Origin of the sequence: Mesorhizobium sp. M0518 (assembly GCF_040321125.1) — a bacterium.
Classification (GTDB): Bacteria; Pseudomonadota; Alphaproteobacteria; order Rhizobiales; family Rhizobiaceae; genus Mesorhizobium.
In genome coordinates this window covers 51,284-65,720 of the sequence record NZ_JAMYQY010000008.1, presented here as the reverse complement: position 1 = coordinate 65,720, position 14,437 = coordinate 51,284, and the positions used below count along the sequence as shown (strand labels likewise).

General features: G+C 63.3%; 17 protein-coding genes. 2 read left to right on the top strand and 15 right to left on the bottom strand.

Features of this window, described 5'->3' with window-relative positions; translation table 11 throughout:
• Positions 1–13: 13 nt before the first annotated feature.
• The 7 genes from NKI66_RS13570 to gcvA all read right to left on the bottom strand — a co-directional run bounded on the left by NKI66_RS13570 (position 14) and on the right by gcvA (position 7,752).
• Positions 14–1,492, bottom strand: coding sequence for a mannitol dehydrogenase family protein (locus NKI66_RS13570; RefSeq protein ID WP_352751896.1), 1,479 nt, complete (start codon positions 1,490–1,492; stop codon positions 14–16).
• A 146-nt stretch (positions 1,493–1,638) separates the two neighbouring features.
• Positions 1,639–2,409 (bottom strand): L-iditol 2-dehydrogenase, encoded by a 771-nt coding sequence (locus NKI66_RS13565; protein WP_128304237.1) that lies wholly within the window; start codon positions 2,407–2,409, stop codon positions 1,639–1,641.
• Between the two features lie 2 nt (positions 2,410–2,411).
• Entirely contained in the window at positions 2,412–3,410 is a 999-nt protein-coding gene (locus tag NKI66_RS13560; RefSeq protein ID WP_023810706.1) for an ABC transporter ATP-binding protein, read from the bottom strand.
• A gap of 69 nt (positions 3,411–3,479) precedes the next feature.
• On the bottom strand, positions 3,480–4,304 hold the full coding sequence (locus tag NKI66_RS13555) for a carbohydrate ABC transporter permease (protein WP_023810705.1): 825 nt from the start codon (positions 4,302–4,304) through the stop codon (positions 3,480–3,482).
• Positions 4,305–4,315: 11 nt separating this feature from the next.
• On the bottom strand, positions 4,316–5,188 hold the full coding sequence (locus NKI66_RS13550) for a carbohydrate ABC transporter permease (protein WP_013528414.1): 873 nt from the start codon (positions 5,186–5,188) through the stop codon (positions 4,316–4,318).
• 123 nt (positions 5,189–5,311) lie between these two features.
• A complete protein-coding gene (locus NKI66_RS13545) occupies positions 5,312–6,622 on the bottom strand; it encodes an ABC transporter substrate-binding protein (protein ID WP_352751894.1) in 1,311 nt (436 codons plus the stop codon).
• Between the two features lie 224 nt (positions 6,623–6,846).
• A complete protein-coding gene (gcvA, locus tag NKI66_RS13540) occupies positions 6,847–7,752 on the bottom strand; it encodes a transcriptional regulator GcvA (RefSeq protein WP_352751892.1) in 906 nt (301 codons plus the stop codon).
• A 110-nt stretch (positions 7,753–7,862) separates the two neighbouring features.
• On the opposite strand from gcvA, the gene NKI66_RS13535 reads away from it, so the two are divergent.
• Positions 7,863–8,048: a hypothetical protein gene (locus NKI66_RS13535; RefSeq protein WP_023810702.1), complete on the top strand. Its 186-nt coding sequence runs from the start codon at positions 7,863–7,865 to the stop codon at positions 8,046–8,048.
• A 37-nt stretch (positions 8,049–8,085) separates the two neighbouring features.
• Here NKI66_RS13535 and NKI66_RS13530 read toward each other — a convergent pair whose 3' ends face one another.
• Positions 8,086–9,045, bottom strand: coding sequence for a sugar-binding transcriptional regulator (locus tag NKI66_RS13530; RefSeq protein WP_023810701.1), 960 nt, complete (start codon positions 9,043–9,045; stop codon positions 8,086–8,088).
• 259 nt (positions 9,046–9,304) lie between these two features.
• On the opposite strand from NKI66_RS13530, the gene NKI66_RS13525 reads away from it, so the two are divergent.
• Positions 9,305–9,937 (top strand): HAD family hydrolase, encoded by a 633-nt coding sequence (locus tag NKI66_RS13525; RefSeq protein ID WP_023810700.1) that lies wholly within the window; start codon positions 9,305–9,307, stop codon positions 9,935–9,937.
• 5 nt (positions 9,938–9,942) lie between these two features.
• Here NKI66_RS13525 and NKI66_RS13520 read toward each other — a convergent pair whose 3' ends face one another.
• The 7 genes from NKI66_RS13520 to NKI66_RS13490 all read right to left on the bottom strand — a co-directional run bounded on the left by NKI66_RS13520 (position 9,943) and on the right by NKI66_RS13490 (position 14,368).
• Positions 9,943–10,710 (bottom strand): class II aldolase and adducin N-terminal domain-containing protein, encoded by a 768-nt coding sequence (locus NKI66_RS13520; RefSeq protein WP_023810699.1) that lies wholly within the window; start codon positions 10,708–10,710, stop codon positions 9,943–9,945.
• Between the two features lie 82 nt (positions 10,711–10,792).
• A complete protein-coding gene (ureG, locus tag NKI66_RS13515) occupies positions 10,793–11,437 on the bottom strand; it encodes an urease accessory protein UreG (protein WP_136621099.1) in 645 nt (214 codons plus the stop codon).
• Positions 11,434–11,874 carry a DUF3995 domain-containing protein gene (locus NKI66_RS13510; RefSeq protein ID WP_352751889.1) on the bottom strand — a complete coding sequence of 147 codons (441 nt, stop codon included), beginning with the start codon at positions 11,872–11,874 and terminating at the stop codon, positions 11,434–11,436. The genes ureG and NKI66_RS13510 overlap by 4 nt, the downstream gene beginning before the upstream one ends.
• Complete coding sequence (locus NKI66_RS13505) at positions 11,871–12,542, bottom strand: urease accessory protein UreF (RefSeq protein ID WP_352751887.1); 672 nt, start codon at positions 12,540–12,542, stop codon at positions 11,871–11,873. Before NKI66_RS13505 ends, NKI66_RS13510 begins: the two co-directional genes overlap by 4 nt.
• The gene (gene ureE, locus NKI66_RS13500) at positions 12,535–13,128 is read right to left on the bottom strand and encodes an urease accessory protein UreE (protein ID WP_352751885.1); all 594 of its coding nucleotides are present in this window, start codon (positions 13,126–13,128) and stop codon (positions 12,535–12,537) included. Before ureE ends, NKI66_RS13505 begins: the two co-directional genes overlap by 8 nt.
• Positions 13,125–13,730 (bottom strand): glutathione S-transferase family protein, encoded by a 606-nt coding sequence (locus tag NKI66_RS13495; protein WP_352751884.1) that lies wholly within the window; start codon positions 13,728–13,730, stop codon positions 13,125–13,127. Before NKI66_RS13495 ends, ureE begins: the two co-directional genes overlap by 4 nt.
• A 44-nt stretch (positions 13,731–13,774) precedes the next feature.
• The gene (locus NKI66_RS13490) at positions 13,775–14,368 is read right to left on the bottom strand and encodes a hypothetical protein (RefSeq protein WP_023810694.1); all 594 of its coding nucleotides are present in this window, start codon (positions 14,366–14,368) and stop codon (positions 13,775–13,777) included.
• Positions 14,369–14,437: the final 69 nt, after the last annotated feature.

Here is a 14,437-nt window from a genome sequence, read left to right as displayed (position 1 = left end):
TGGAGAATGGCTCTCAGAGCTTGCCGGCGAGGTAGCGCGTCAGCGTCGCGCGCGCGCCATTCGCCCACAGCACGTTGAGCGCATGGGCAAAGGCCTCGACAAACGCCGTCGCGCGGCCGACATCGCCATAGATGTCCTCCATGGCGAGCCAGGCGGCGGGAGCGTCCTTTGCCGCCTTTGCCGTCGCTTGCAGCCGGTCCCAGCTCGGATCGTTGGGCTCGATGACGGCACCGCTGTCGGTCGTACCGAAGCAATAGCGGCACCAGAGCGCTGATTCCAGCGCCAGGCCGACGACGCTTTTCCCGGCCTTCAGCCGGTCGGCGATGGTCGGGATGATGAATTTCGGCTGGCGGTTGGAGCCGTCGAGGCAGAGCCGGCGCACCGTGTCGCCGATCTTGGGATTGGAGAAGCGGCTCTCGATGAGCTGGTAATAGTCTTCCAGGACCGTGTCCGGCACCGGCGGCACGGTCGGGATGATTTCGTCCCGTTCGAGCTTGGCCAGAAACCCGCTCACCAGCGGCTCCTGCATCGCCTCATGGACGAAATGGATGTCCATCAGCCCGGCCGGATAAGCGATGGTGGCGTGGCCGCCATTGAGGATGCGGATCTTCATCAATTCGTAGGGCGCAACGTCTTTGACGAACTGCACGCCGACCTTTTCCAGTGGCGGCCGGCCGCCGGTGAAATGGTCCTCCAGCACCCACTGCCGGAACGGCTCGCAGAACACCGGCCAGTTGTCCTCAAGGCCAAAATCCTTGGCGAGAATGCCGCGTTCGCGATCGGTGGTCGCCGGCGTGATGCGATCGACCATGCCGTTCGGAAAGGCGACATGCTCGCTGGCCCAGTTCGCCAGATCCTCGTCGATCAAACGGGCCAGGCCGATGACCCCGTCCGAGGTGACATGGCCGTTGTGGGGGATGTTGTCGCACGACATCACCGTGAACGGCACGGTACCCTCGTCGCGGCGGCGCACCAGCCCGGCAAGGATGATGCCGAACACCGTCTTCGGCGTCGCGCCGGGCTGCGCATCGGCGACGATGTCGGGATGGGTCGGGTTGAACACGCCGGAGGCCGGATCGATGAAATAGCCGCCTTCGGTGATGGTCAGCGAAACGATCTTGATGGCCGGGTCGGCAAGCCGTTCGACGATGCCGGCCGCATCGCCGGGCATCAGGAAGTCGATCATGGCGCCGGTGACGCGTGCGCTCATATGGCCGCTGTCCTGCTCGACCACGGTGGTCAGCCAATCCTGCTCTTCCAGTTTGCCGCGACCGATCTTTTCACCGTCGAACACGCCGGCGCCGATCAGCGCCCAGTCATGGCCGATGCCCGCATTGAACAAATCGTCGAGATAGACGGCCTGATGCGAGCGGTGAAAATTGCCAACGCCGAAATGCACGATGCCGGCCTTCAATGTTGCGCGGTCATACTTCGGACCGGCGACCTCAGTGGGCAGCTTGGAGAGGTTTGAGGACGAGAGTTTCACGGTCATCTGTTTTACCCTTTGGCCGGATTTCGGCCTTCGTTACGCTCCTCTCCCGGTCGGGGAGAGGATAAGGGGTGGCACTTGCTACGCGCCCGCTGATGTCGGCCTCTGCTCCTCGCGGAGGTACGAGGAGCAGAGGCCGTCCCCCGCCCTCAACTCATCCACTGGCCGCCGTCGACATTGTAGGTCTGGGCGACGACGTATTCGGCGTCGGCGCTGGCGAGAAAAACCGCCATGCCGGTAAGGTCCTGCGCCGTGCCCATGCGGCCATAGGGCACCGCCTCGCCGACCAGTTTCTTCTTCTCGCCCCTCGGCCGGTTTTCATATTTGGCGAACAGCGAATCGACGTGATCCCAGTGCTCGCCGTCGACCACGCCAGGGGCAATCGCGTTGACGTTGATGCGGTGCTTGATGAGGTCGAGCCCCGCCGACTGGGTCAGCGAGATGACGGCGGCCTTGGTGGCGCAGTAGACGCCGACCAGCGCCTCGCCGCGGCGTCCGGCCTGGCTCGCCATGTTGATGATCCTGCCGCCCCGGCCAGCGGCGATCATCGAGCGGGCGGCAGCCTGCAGCATGAACAGCGTGCCGGCGACATTGACGGAAAACAATTTGTCGTAGCTTGCCTTGGTGATCTCGACGATCGGCGCCAGGTCGAACAGGGCGGCGTTGTTGATCAGGATATCCAGGCCACCGGTCTTCGTCTCGACGGCTTTCACCGCCGCTTCGATCGAGGCGAGGTCGGTGACGTCGAGCTTGACCGCATAGGCCTTGCCGCCGATCTCGGCGGCTGTCTTCTGCGCCGCCTCGAGATTGATGTCGGCGATGGCGACGGTTGCGCCTTCGCCGGCATAGGCTTCGGCGAAGGCTCTGCCGATGCCGCGGGCCGAACCCGTGATCAGCGCGGATTTGCCGGCCAGTCTCATGCTCACATCGCCTTTCCGTCGGCGCCGAAGCGGTGCAGCTTGGCCTTGTCCGCTGTCAGATAGATGGTGTCGCCGTGACGGACGGCGAGTTCGCCGTCGGCGCGCACTGTCAGCGGACCGACGCCATCGGACTGGACGTGCAGGAAGGTGTCGGAGCCGAGATGTTCGGCGACGCCGACAGTGGCTTTCCATTCGCCCGCCGTGGTCGAGATCTCCAGATGCTCGGGACGGATGCCGATGGTCTTGGCGCCGTTTTTGGCAGCCGGCGCGCCTTCTATCAGGTTCATCTTCGGCGAGCCGATGAAGCCGGCGACGAACAGGTTCTTCGGCGTCTTGTAGAGCTCCATCGGCGAGCCGACCTGCTCGATGTTGCCGGCGTTCAGCACGACGATCTTGTCGGCCATGGTCATGGCTTCGACCTGATCGTGGGTGACGTAGATCATGGTGGTCTTGAGCTGATGGTGCAACTCGCTGATCTCCAGCCGCATGGTGCCGCGCAGTGCCGCATCGAGGTTGGACAGCGGTTCGTCGAACAGGAAGGCGGTCGGCTGACGCACGATGGCGCGGCCGATGGCGACGCGTTGGCGCTGGCCGCCGGAAAGCTGGCCGGGCCGGCGTTCGAGATAGTTGGTCAAGTTGAGCACGCGCGCCGCGTCTCCCACCTTCTTGTCGATGGTCGCCTTGTCCTCACCGGCCATCTTCAGCGGAAAGCCGATGTTCTTGGCCACCGTCATGTGCGGATAGAGCGCGTAGGACTGGAACACCATGGCCAGCTTGCGCTTGGCCGGTGCCTCGCCGGTGACGTCGCGGCCGTCGATGTTGATGGAGCCGCCGCTGGTGTCCTCGAGCCCGGCGATCAGGCGCAGCAGCGTTGACTTGCCGCAACCCGACGGGCCGACGAAGACGACGAACTCGCCATTCTCGATCACCAGGTCGAGACCGGGGATGATGGACGTCGCTCCGAAGGATTTGGAGACGTTCTTGAGCGTGATGTTTCCCATGATTTCCTCCCCGAGGGGTTATTTCTGCCGATTGCTTCGAACAATTCCGTTATTTCACCGCACCACCAATTATTTGACCGCACCAAATGTCAGGCCGCGCACCAACTGCTTCTGGCTGAACCAGCCCATGATCAGGATCGGCGCGATGGCCAGCGTCGAGGCGGCCGAAAGCTTGGCCCAGAACAGGCCTTGCGGGCTGGAGAACGAGCTGATGAAGGCGGTCAGCGGTGCGGCTTCCGTCGTCGTCAGCCGGATTGTCCAGAACGCCTCGTTCCAGGCCAGGATGATGTTGAGCAGCATCGTCGAGGCGATGCCCGGCACCGCCATCGGCGTCAGCACATAGACGATCTCGTTCCACAGCGAGGCGCCGTCCATGCGTGCCGCTTCCAGGATCTCTCCCGGTATTTCGCGGAAATAAGTGTAGAGCATCCACACCACGATCGGCAGGTTGATCAGCATCAGCATGATCATCAGGCCGATGCGGCTGTCGAGCAGTCCTGTGTCGCGGAAGATCAGGTAGATCGGGAACAGCACCGCGACCGCGGGCATCATCTTGGTGGACAGCATCCACATCAGGATGTCCTTGGTCCGCTTGGTCGGCGAGAAGGCCATCGACCATGCCGCCGGTATGGCGACCAGCAGGGCCAAGATGGTCGAGCCGACCGAGAGCAGCACCGAGTTGAAGAAGAACTTGAAGTAGCCGCTTTGCGCCTGAACCTCGGCATAGCTCTCGAACGTTCCCGACGGGATGATGCTGAAACCCTGGATGGCTTCCTGCTCCGACTTGAACGAGGTGATGATCGTGTAGAGGATCGGGAAGAAGATCAGCAGGGCGACAATCCAGGCGGCAACTGTCGCAATCGTCTTGTGCTGGGTGGTGACTGAGCGTGCCATCGTAGCCTCCCTTACTTGTCCAGGTTCTTGCCGACCGCGCGCATGGCGAAGAAGGCAACGATGTTGGCGAGAATGACGGCGATCACACCGCCGGCGGATGCCTGGCCGATTTTGAACTCCAGCAACGCCTTCTGGTAGACGAGGAAGGGCAGGTTGGTGGAGGCGTATCCCGGGCCGCCATTGGTGGTGACGAGGATCTCGGCATAGACGGAGAGGAGGAAGATCGTCTGGATCAGGATGACGACCGTGATGGCGCGCGACATGTGCGGCAGCGTCAGATAGATGAAACGGCTGATGAAGCCGGCGCCGTCCATCTCGGCAGCTTCCTTCTGCTCACCGTCGAGCGACTGCAACGCGGTCAAGAGAATGAGCGTCGCGAAAGGCAGCCATTGCCAGGCGACGATGATGATGATCGCCAGCATCGGATGCTGCCCGAACCAGTCGATCGGCTGGGCCCCGAAGAAGCGGGCTATATCGGCGAACACCCCGTATTGCGGGTGCATGATCATGTTCTTCCAGACCAGTGCGGCCACCGGCGGCATGACGAAGAACGGTGAGATGACGAGAATGCGCACGATGCCCTGGCCCCACATCGGCTGGTCGATCAGCAGCGCCAGAAGGATGCCGCCGATCACCGTGATCAGGAGCACGCTGACCACCAAGGTGAGCGTGTTGAGGATCGATTGCAGGAAGGCCGGGTTGGAATAGAACAGCGCGTAGTTCGAGAAGCCGACGAAGCCGTCGCGGATCGGATTGAGCGGGTTGTACTGCTGGAAGGAGAACCAGATGGTGATGACCAGCGGCACAATCATCCAGACGAACAGCAGCACCACGGATGGCGCCATCATGAAACGGGCAAGCGAACGGGTCTGCTGAGTAGCCATGACGGTCACCCTTCACTGGTCAGACGGAATTTTCAAAAGGCGTTAAAGGCGGCCGCCCGAACTGGGAATTCGGGCGGCCGTTGCCGGTCAGGAGGCGACCGGCATTCGGCGCCGGGAGGAGCCTTACTTGATGTATCCGCCTTCGGTCATTGCCGCGGTGGCAGCGTCCTGGGCCTGCCTCAGGGCATCGTCGACGCTCGACTGGCCGGCAAGAGCCGCCGAGAAGAGCTGGCCGACAGTGGTGCCAAGACCCTGGAACTCAGGGATGGCGACGAACTGCACGCCGACATAGGGCACCGGCTTGACGGTCGGATGCGTCGGATCGGCGGCGTTGATGGAGTCCAGCGTCATCTTGGCGAACGGAGCCGCCTTCTGGTATTCGGCATTGGCGTAGAGCGAGGAGCGCGTGCCCGGAGGAACGTTGGCCCAGCCTTCCTTCGAAGCGACGAGTTCCGCATAATGCTTGCTGGTCGCCCAGGAGACGAATTTCTGGGCGGCATCGGCCTTCTGCGTGCCGGCGGGGATCGCCAGCGACCATGCCCACAGCCAATTGCCGCGCTTGCCCAGGCCATTGTCGGGTGCCAGCGCATATCCAACCTTGTCAGCGACCTGCGATGCCTTGGGATCGGAGACGAAGGACGCAGCGACGGTGGCGTCGATCCACATGCCGCATTTGCCCTGCTGGAACAGCGCCAGGTTTTCGTTGAAGCCGTTGGAGGACGCACCCTCAGGGCCGTCGGCCTTCATCAGGTCGACATAGAACTGCAGCGTGTTCTTCCATTCCGGCTGATCGAACTGCGGCTTCCAGTTCTCGTCGAACCAGCGCGCCCCGAAGGAGTTCGACATGGCGGTCAGGAAAGCCATGTTCTCGCCCCAGCCGGCCTTGCCGCGCAGGCACACGCCGTTCACGCCATTGGCGCGATCGGTCATCTTGTCGGCGGCCTGCCTGATGAAGTCCCAGGTGGGCGCGTCGGGCATCTTCAGTCCGGCCTTCTCGATCAGGTCCTTGCGGTACATGACGAAGGAGCTTTCGCCGTAGAAGGGCGCGGCATAGAGCTTGCCGTCGACCGAAAGGCCGCCGGCGATGGCCGGGATGATATCCTTGGCGTCGTAGTCGTCGCCGAGCTTGTCGAGCGGCAGCAGCCAGCTCTGCTTGGCCCAGATCGGAACCTCATAGGTGCCGATGGTCATCACGTCGTACTGGCCGCCCTTGGTGGCGATGTCGGTGGTGACGCGCTCGCGCAGCACGTTTTCTTCGAGCGTAACCCAGTTGAGCTGGATGTCGGGGTTCGCCTTGGTGAAGTCCTCGGTCAGCTTTTGCATGCGGACCATATCGCCATTGTTGACGGTGGCGATGGTGATGGATTCGGCATGTGCGGCGAACGCAAGCGTGCTGGCCGTCAACAAGCCCAGGGTGAGCGTGCGAAGTTTCATCAAATTCCTCCCTTGAACCAAGATGAGCATTTGCCTTGGCTTTGGGCAATTACTCACTTGGCGTGAATTATGTCAAGCCGGATTCGATGCTGCAGCGCAGCACTTGGGCGACACCGCAGGCCGGGACGAGCGAAATTGCCAGGGCGCGGATCGTCCCGGCCGCATACAGTGAGGCAACGGCGGATACATCTGCGAGAACCAGGTGCAGCCCGGAAGCTTGCCGGTCAGCAGGCGATCTCGGCCAGCAGCCAGTCGCGGAAGGCACGGATCTTCGGCACGTTGCGGCGCGCCTCGGGATAGACCAGCCAATAGGCATGGCCGTCGTCGCCAACCAGATCGAAAGGTTGGATCAGACGCCCGTCCGCGAGTTCCGCCTTGAACAGCGCCCTGGTCAGGATCGCGACGCCATGACCGGCGATCGCCGCATTGGCCTCATAGGCCTGCGCGCCCATGCTGCTGCCGGGCCGCTTGGCAAGATCGTGCGAGTGCACGCCAGCAGCCGAGAACCATTCCGTCCACCAGATGTCGCCGGGATCGAGGATAGGCAGCCGCAAGAGGTCGGCCGGTTCCCTGACGCCGCCGATGGTCGCCGCGAGTTTCGGGCTCAGCATCGGCGTGAAGTCGGCATCGAGCAGCTTGTGCGCTTCCAGGCCCGGCCATTTGCCGCCGCCCGAGCGGATGGCAATATCGGTATCCTCGCGGGCAAAGTCGGTCAGGCGGCTCGACGTTTCGAGCCGCACCGCCAGCGACGGATGGGCGATCTGGAACGACCCCAGCCGGTGCGCGAGCCAGTTCGAGGCGAATGTCAGCACCGTCGTGACGCACAGCAAGCCGTCGGCCCCGCCACGCACCGCGGCATAGGCCTGGCCAAGGATGGCGAAGGCCTCGCTGACCGCAGGTGCCAGGCGCTGCGCGGCCTCGGTTAACACGATCTGCCGCGGCCGGCGTAGGAACAGCGGCGCGCCGACACGCTCCTCCAGCACCTTGATCTGATAGCTGACCGCCGCTTGCGTCATGGCGAGTTCGCCGGCGGCCTTGGTGAAGGAAAGATGCCGCGCCACCGCGTCGAACACCCGGATCGCCTGCAGCGGCGGGAGTGGCGAAACCTGTCGCGAGCCGAGGTCCGGCATAAGGCCTCCTTATGGATCATGATCGATGTTCGATTGGCAAAGACCGCCGGCAAGACCGACATTCCCAGTCAACCCGTCATTCGGGTCCAGGATAGCGAAGGTTGACGATCATGACCATGGCGCAGCAAAAATGCACTCCCGCACCGGATCACCGCTGGTTTTCGTGGCTGACGGATGGATTCGGCTGGTTCGCGACCAAAAAACGGGCACATCTCGATATCAGGGACCTGTCGCCGCATCTGCAGCGCGATCTCGGGTTTCTCGATGGCAACGACCCTTTCGGGCGGCACGGCTAGTGCGGTTGGCCTTATCGCAAACCGGTTGTGGGTCCGGTCAGATGCCAGCCAGCAGGGCGGCGGCGGTCCGTTCATCGGTGATGAGGCCGTTGATCAGCCGCCGGTTCGCGGCCGCTAGGATGCCTGGCAGCTTTCGTTCGCCCATGGCCAGTGCGATGACCAGCGATTTCTCGCGTGACGGTAGCGAAGCCGACGACACCCGGTCGTTGGTGATGCCCTCGATCATGCGGCCCTCCCTATCGAACACCCAGCCGACGATCTCCGCGATGCCGCCGGCCTTCTGCAGCGCCTTCAATTCGCTCTCCGAAATGAAGCCGTCTTCGTAGAGCGGCGCCTTGGGGCCGAGATCGCCGATGCCGATGAAGGTGACGTCGGCTTCCGCCGCCAGCGCCAGCGTCGGCTGGATCATCGGCTGGTTGAGCAGCATCTCGCGCTCCTCCGGCGACGAGGCGATGACCGGCAGGGGCATCGGGAAGGAGCGCGCCTTGACCCTGTCGGCCATGGTGAAGATGACGTTGTAGAAGGCGGCCGAGCCGTCCGGCGAGATGTTGCCGGTCAACGACACCACCTTGTGCTGCGGGCATTCCATTGGCGGCAGCTGCTCGATCGCCGCCTTTAGCGTGCGACCGGTGCCGATCGCCATGACGATCGGGGTCGGAGACCGCAACCGCCGCTCGATCTCGGCGGCAGCCGCCTCGGCGATGCCGATCGTGGTCGAGGACGAATTGGGGTCGCTCGGCACCACCTCGACCAGATCGAGCGCAAAGCGCGATCTCAGCCGTGCCGCCAGATCGAGGCAGTTGGCGATCGGATGGTCGACGCGAACCTTGATCAAGCCCTCCGACACCGCCAGCGATACCAGCCGCTGCGCCGTCTGCCGCGAAATGCCGAGCGTCGAAGCGATCTGGTCCTGTGTGTTGCCGGCAACATAATAAAGCCAGCCGGCGCGCGCCGCATCGTCCAGCCTGTTGCTGCCACCATCCTGCCGGCTATTCAAAGTCCTGCCTCCCGAGACCGCCGGTTGTGAGAGCGGCCCATGCCCCACTTTCGCAGGGAACGGCCAACTGCGCAATTGTCAATCTCCGGAGCAATTGCTTGCTGTTCATCGACGTAAGCACGGCCCAGTTTTTCTTCTCCCACGAAGTCTCTGTCGCCAAAGAGACTTGGCCGCGGTCCCGGCAGGCGGCAGGTTCTTGCGCTCCGAAGGTTTATCTCCCGGCTCAAACCCTTTAAGGGATGGCAAAAAGGAGCCTCACATGATGCCGAAAGCGGTTTTCTGGGACATGGACGGCACGCTGGTCGACAGCGAACCGCTGCACGAAGCAGCCCTGATGGCGGCGATGCGCAATGTCGGCCTTGTCCCGCCGGACGATCTGCATAAGCGCGTGCTCGGCGTTGCCGCCTGGCCGGTCTACGAGATGATGCGCGACGAGTTCGGCCTGGACCTGCCTTTCGACGACTGGATCGTGCGCAAATACGAACACTACCTGCCGCTGGTGGAGAGCTTGAAGCCGCGCCCCGGCGCGATCGAGATATTCAACGAGCTGCGTGCAAGAGGCATCCAGCAGGCCGTGGTCTCGAATTCGGACCGGATGATCGTCGACGCCAATCTGAGCATGGTCGGCCTGATCTACCCCGGCATGAAGACGATCAGCCGCAACGACGTGCGCGAAGGCAAGCCGCATGCCGAGCCGTTCCTGCGCGCCGCGTATTTGGCCGGTGTCGACCCCGCGCACGCCGTGGCGATCGACGACAGCTGGCCGGGCGCCATGGCGGGACTGGCGGCGGGCATGAAGACGATCTTCTGGCCGGAAAAGCCGATGGAGGGCCCGCCCGGCGCTGTCGTCATCAACAGCGCCGATCAGCTCCGGGCAGAACTAGGCCTGTAAGGCAATCAGTTTCGGTAGACCGGTTCCTGCTCGTCGAGGATCGCCTTCAACTCGCTGAGATGGCGTTCGGCCTGGCCGGGATAGTCGTCCATCTCGCTCGCCGCCTTTTCGGCGGTCGCATCTGACAGCGTGCGCAGCGGGCGGCCGGTCCACAGCGCCTTGATGTAGGTCTCGGCGGCGCGCTCGAAATAGAACATGCGGTTGAAGGCATCGGCGACCGTGTCGCCGATGACCAGCACGCCGTGATTGCCCATCACCATCACCTTGACCTTGGGATCGACGAGAAGCTGCGAGCAGCGCTCGCCCTCCTCCTCGAAGGCCAGCCCGCCATAATGCGCGTCCACGACGTGGCGATTGAAGAACATCGCCGAATTCTGGTCGATCGGCGGCAGTGTCGAGTCAGCGAGCGATGCCAGCACCGTGGCGTGGATCGAGTGCACATGCATGACGCAGCGCGCGTGGCGCACATTGCGATGGATGGCGCCATGCAGCCCCCACGCCGTCGGGTCGGGCGCATTGGGGCCGGAGAGCGTTTCTGGATCGTTGGCATCGATCATCAGAAGGTCGCTCGCCTTGATGCGCGAGAAATGCACCTGGTTGGGGTTCATCAGGAATTGTGTGCCGCCATCATTGACGGCCAGCGAGAAATGATTGGCCACAGCCTCGTGCATGTTGAGCCGCGCCGTCCAGCGGAAGGCGCAGGCGAGATCGACGCGCTCCTCATAGTAGGGCAGGTTGGTCAGCGTTTCCTTTTGCAGACGGGCAAGGCTCATCGAAAAATCCTCCGGTTTCGGCAAGAATGCCGTGGCCAGTCGATCCCCGCAACCGGTTTTGGTTGGTGCAGGGATAGCTGTCTCACGCCGCCGTGCTGGCAGCGGCAGCGCCGGCTCGCAGGCCGCCATGCTCGATGATGAAATCGATCACCTCCTGCAGCCCCTTGCCGCGCGAAAGGTCGGTGAAGCCGAACGGCCGCTTGCCGCGCATGCGGCCGGCGTCGCTCTCCATGACATCGAGGTTGACGTTCACGTAAGGAGCCAGATCACTCTTGTTGATCACCAGGAAATCGGAGCGGGTGATCGCCGGCCCGCCCTTGCGCGGGATTTCTTCGCCCTGGCAGACAGAGATGACGTAGAGCGTCAGGTCGGCGAGATCCGGCGAGAAGGTGGCGGCGAGGTTGTCGCCGCCGGATTCGATGAAGACGATGTCGAGATCCGGAAACTTTCGGTTCATCTCGGCGATCGCCTGCAGATTGATCGACGCATCCTCGCGGATGGCGGTGTGCGGGCAGCCGCCGGTCTCGACGCCCATGATGCGATCCTCGGGCAGCGCCTGCAGCCGCGCCAGCATCATGGCGTCTTCCTTGGTGTAGATGTCGTTGGTGACGACGGCGATGGAAAACTCGTCGCGCAGCGCCTTGCACAGCTTTTCGGTCAGCGTCGTCTTGCCCGAACCGACCGGGCCGCCAATGCCGACGCGCAGCGGGCCATTTGTCTGTGTCATGTCGGAAACTCCGTGATGGCGAGGATGGCAAAGCCGAGCCCGATCAACAGGCACAGCGGCGAATAATAGCGGACATCGAGCCGCGCGAAAGGCTGTTCCGGCGTCAGCCGCCGCCACCATGGCGTGAAGCCGGCAATGCCGCGGCCCAGGAACACCAGACCGATGAGCAGCGATGTGGCGGCCAGGCCTTCCCTTGGGAAGGGCGAGGCAAAGACGCCTATGAGCGCCAGCGGCCACAGCGTCGCCAGGCACAGGCACGCGGCAACGGCGAAACTGGCAAACGGCGTCGGCATCTCATCGACGCCGCGAAAGCCGACAACGGCGCGGGCGCAGGAGGCTGCATCCTTGCCCGGCCAGATGCCGCCAAGGCCCCAATAAGCATGCAGCGCGGTGATCAGCAGCAGCACAAGGGAGAGCGCGAAGGCGAGAAGGATCATGAGCGGAACAATCGCGAATACTGGGTTTCATGCTTCATCGCCATGACATCGGAAACGAAGGCGCAGCCGCCGAGATCGTCCAACGTCGAGCGCATGGCACGGTTTGCGGTCGCCAGCGCCAGCGGTTCGAAGCCGGCTAACAACGCGGTCGCACCGCTCTGGCCAACGACGCCAAGCCGGATTGCGGCCTGGACGAGATTGGAGAAGAAGGCCTGCAGGAAGGCGGACAGCGCATCGGGAAGTGCAATTGAATTGCCGCCGGCAATGGCGCCGACGGCGACGCAATAGGCGCATTCAGCCGGCAAGCGCTCCAGCACCGGATTTGGCCAGGCCGCCGCCGCTTTGAGGAAGGCAGCACCTAGCAGCATGGTCTCCGTATGGCGTTCGCGCGAGCCGGCCAGCGCCTCGGCAAGTGCCGCTACTTCGTCGAGATCACAGGCGTGGCGTGCGCGGCGCCAACTCTCGGCGAACAGCACGGCATCGTTCCAGCCGGAGCCCATCTCGACCAGCGTTTCCAGCCAGCAGGCGAGGCTGTCGGCATCGGCAATCAGCCCGTCATGCACCGCGCGCTCGAGACCATGGCTGTAGGAAAAGCCGCCGACCGGAAAGGCAGGCGACAGCCACGCCATCAGCCGCAGCAGGGCGATGTTCGAAGGCTGGTCAGTCATGATCGTGGCGATGGCCGGCATGACTGTGCGAATGGGAATGCGCTTCGCCATGAGAATGGCTGTGCGCTTCCGCGTGGCTGTGCGCATGCGCATGGCCGTGATCGTGGCTTTGCCCACCATGGCCGGAATAGGCACCGCGCACCGGTTTGAACGGTTCGGACACGTCGGTCACGGTGGCGCCCAGCCCCTCCAGCATCGCCTTGATGACATGGTCGCGCAGGATGAGGATGCGCCCGGCCTCGATGCTCGCCGCGAGATGGCGATTGCCGATGTGCCAGGCGAGCTCGGCCAGATGCACGCCGTCGCGGGCGCGGATGTCGTAGACCTCTTCCGGCGCCGCGATGATCTCGATATGGCCGCCATCCTCCAGCACCAGACGGTCGCCATCGTTCAAGGCGACGGGCTCGGGCAGGTCGACCAGCACCTTGCTGCCGTCGGCAAGCTCCATAGCGCGGCGGCGCAGATGGCGTTCGTCATGGGCGAGAATGGCCCGGCCGGACGGTAGGGTGATTCCGGCATGGCCGGCGGACAGTACTGAGACGGCGCGCGGGAATTTGGTGAAGTCGGTGTTGAGGTTGAGCTTCATTTCATGGATCCTCCATTTGCTTGTGCCCGCACACGCGCAGGCCGCGCCAGCACGCGGTCGAAATAGGCGTTGACGCGTTCGGACTCGATCTCAAACCGGCCGGCACGCGCCCACCCACCCATGTCGCCGAGCAGCACGTCGACGGCTGAAAACCGGTCGCCGAGAGCAAACCGCTTGTCGCCCAGCCGCCGCTCCAGCGCCTTCAATTCCGAGGCAAAATCGTAAGCCGCCGCAGGACCGACATCGACGCGTACGTCCTTCGGCAGCAGAAAGCGATGGCGCAATTTGTTCCACAGCGGCGCTTCAAGCTCGCTCTGCGCAAAATGCATCCAGGAATCCATTTCGGCGCGACCGGCTGGGCTTGGGTTGGCGCCCATGCCCATGTCCGCGTGCTTGTCGGCGAGATAGACGCAAATCGCCGCCGAATCCGTCACCGTCAGCTCGCCGTCGATGAGGATCGGCACCTTGCCGGAGGGATTGAGCGCATAGGCTTCCGGTGAGCGCAGATGAACCTCGACGAATTCATAAGGCTGCCGGAGCTCCTCGAGCATCCAGAGAACGCGGCTGACCCGGGATCCGCGCGATCCAACGGCCTTGTACATGTCGAACCCTGCCTTTCCCCAACAAGCTAGACCATCGCGTTCGTTCAGACGATGGTGTCGAAGAGCCGCAGGATGAACGATATCTGATAGATGAGCGCCGCCGTGACGAAGGCGATATGAAAACGGCGGTCGCGCACCAGGATCGCGATGATGCAAAGCGCGACGAAGACCGGCGTGCGGAACAGGTACTCGCTGCCGAAGCGGGCGAAATGCTCCGGCCCCTTCAGCAGCGTGTCGACCACGTCGAGCATATAGGTCGCCGCCAGCAGGCCGAAGAACCACGCCCGGCGCGAATAGAAGAAATCCTCGTAGCTGGTGTAGTCCAGCATCGAATCCGGAAACAAAAGCGCGCACAGCAGGAACAGCGTGATCGCGTAGAAGATGATGAACAGGTACTTGCCGAAGGTCCAGGTTTCGATGGCGTAGAGGCCGAACTCCCACCACCAGAAATGCACCAGCATCAGGAGCACCGAGACGACCCAGGCCAGATGCACGGGATAGAGCTTGTATTGGCCGGGATGCTGGACGATCCGCGCCACCCCCGACAGCAGGCGGGCGACGCCAAGCCCGATCACCATGCCCATGACGATGCGGATATGCGGGAAGATGTCGTGGGCGGAAGCGATTTCGGTGGCCATGCTCGATCACAATGCAACTGGTGGTCGGCCGCATATTGCTGCCTCCCACCAAGGGCTGCAACGGGTAAT

Coding starts and splice junctions, on each gene's coding strand:
- NKI66_RS13520 (WP_023810699.1), bottom strand. CDS start 10,710: ATGAGCCTTGCCCGTCTGCAAAAGGAAACGCTGACCAACCTGCCCTAC.
- NKI66_RS13565 (WP_128304237.1), bottom strand. CDS start 2,409: ATGAGACTGGCCGGCAAATCCGCGCTGATCACGGGTTCGGCCCGCGGC.
- NKI66_RS13555 (WP_023810705.1), bottom strand. CDS start 4,304: ATGGCACGCTCAGTCACCACCCAGCACAAGACGATTGCGACAGTTGCC.
- NKI66_RS13490 (WP_023810694.1), bottom strand. CDS start 14,368: ATGGCCACCGAAATCGCTTCCGCCCACGACATCTTCCCGCATATCCGC.
- NKI66_RS13570 (WP_352751896.1), bottom strand. CDS start 1,492: ATGACCGTGAAACTCTCGTCCTCAAACCTCTCCAAGCTGCCCACTGAG.
- NKI66_RS13560 (WP_023810706.1), bottom strand. CDS start 3,410: ATGGGAAACATCACGCTCAAGAACGTCTCCAAATCCTTCGGAGCGACG.
- gcvA (WP_352751892.1), bottom strand. CDS start 7,752: ATGCCGGACCTCGGCTCGCGACAGGTTTCGCCACTCCCGCCGCTGCAG.
- NKI66_RS13545 (WP_352751894.1), bottom strand. CDS start 6,622: ATGAAACTTCGCACGCTCACCCTGGGCTTGTTGACGGCCAGCACGCTT.
- NKI66_RS13550 (WP_013528414.1), bottom strand. CDS start 5,188: ATGGCTACTCAGCAGACCCGTTCGCTTGCCCGTTTCATGATGGCGCCA.
- ureG (WP_136621099.1), bottom strand. CDS start 11,437: ATGACACAGACAAATGGCCCGCTGCGCGTCGGCATTGGCGGCCCGGTC.
- NKI66_RS13495 (WP_352751884.1), bottom strand. CDS start 13,730: ATGTACAAGGCCGTTGGATCGCGCGGATCCCGGGTCAGCCGCGTTCTC.
- NKI66_RS13510 (WP_352751889.1), bottom strand. CDS start 11,874: ATGATCCTTCTCGCCTTCGCGCTCTCCCTTGTGCTGCTGCTGATCACC.
- NKI66_RS13535 (WP_023810702.1), top strand. CDS start 7,863: ATGACCATGGCGCAGCAAAAATGCACTCCCGCACCGGATCACCGCTGG.
- NKI66_RS13505 (WP_352751887.1), bottom strand. CDS start 12,542: ATGACTGACCAGCCTTCGAACATCGCCCTGCTGCGGCTGATGGCGTGG.
- ureE (WP_352751885.1), bottom strand. CDS start 13,128: ATGAAGCTCAACCTCAACACCGACTTCACCAAATTCCCGCGCGCCGTC.
- NKI66_RS13525 (WP_023810700.1), top strand. CDS start 9,305: ATGATGCCGAAAGCGGTTTTCTGGGACATGGACGGCACGCTGGTCGAC.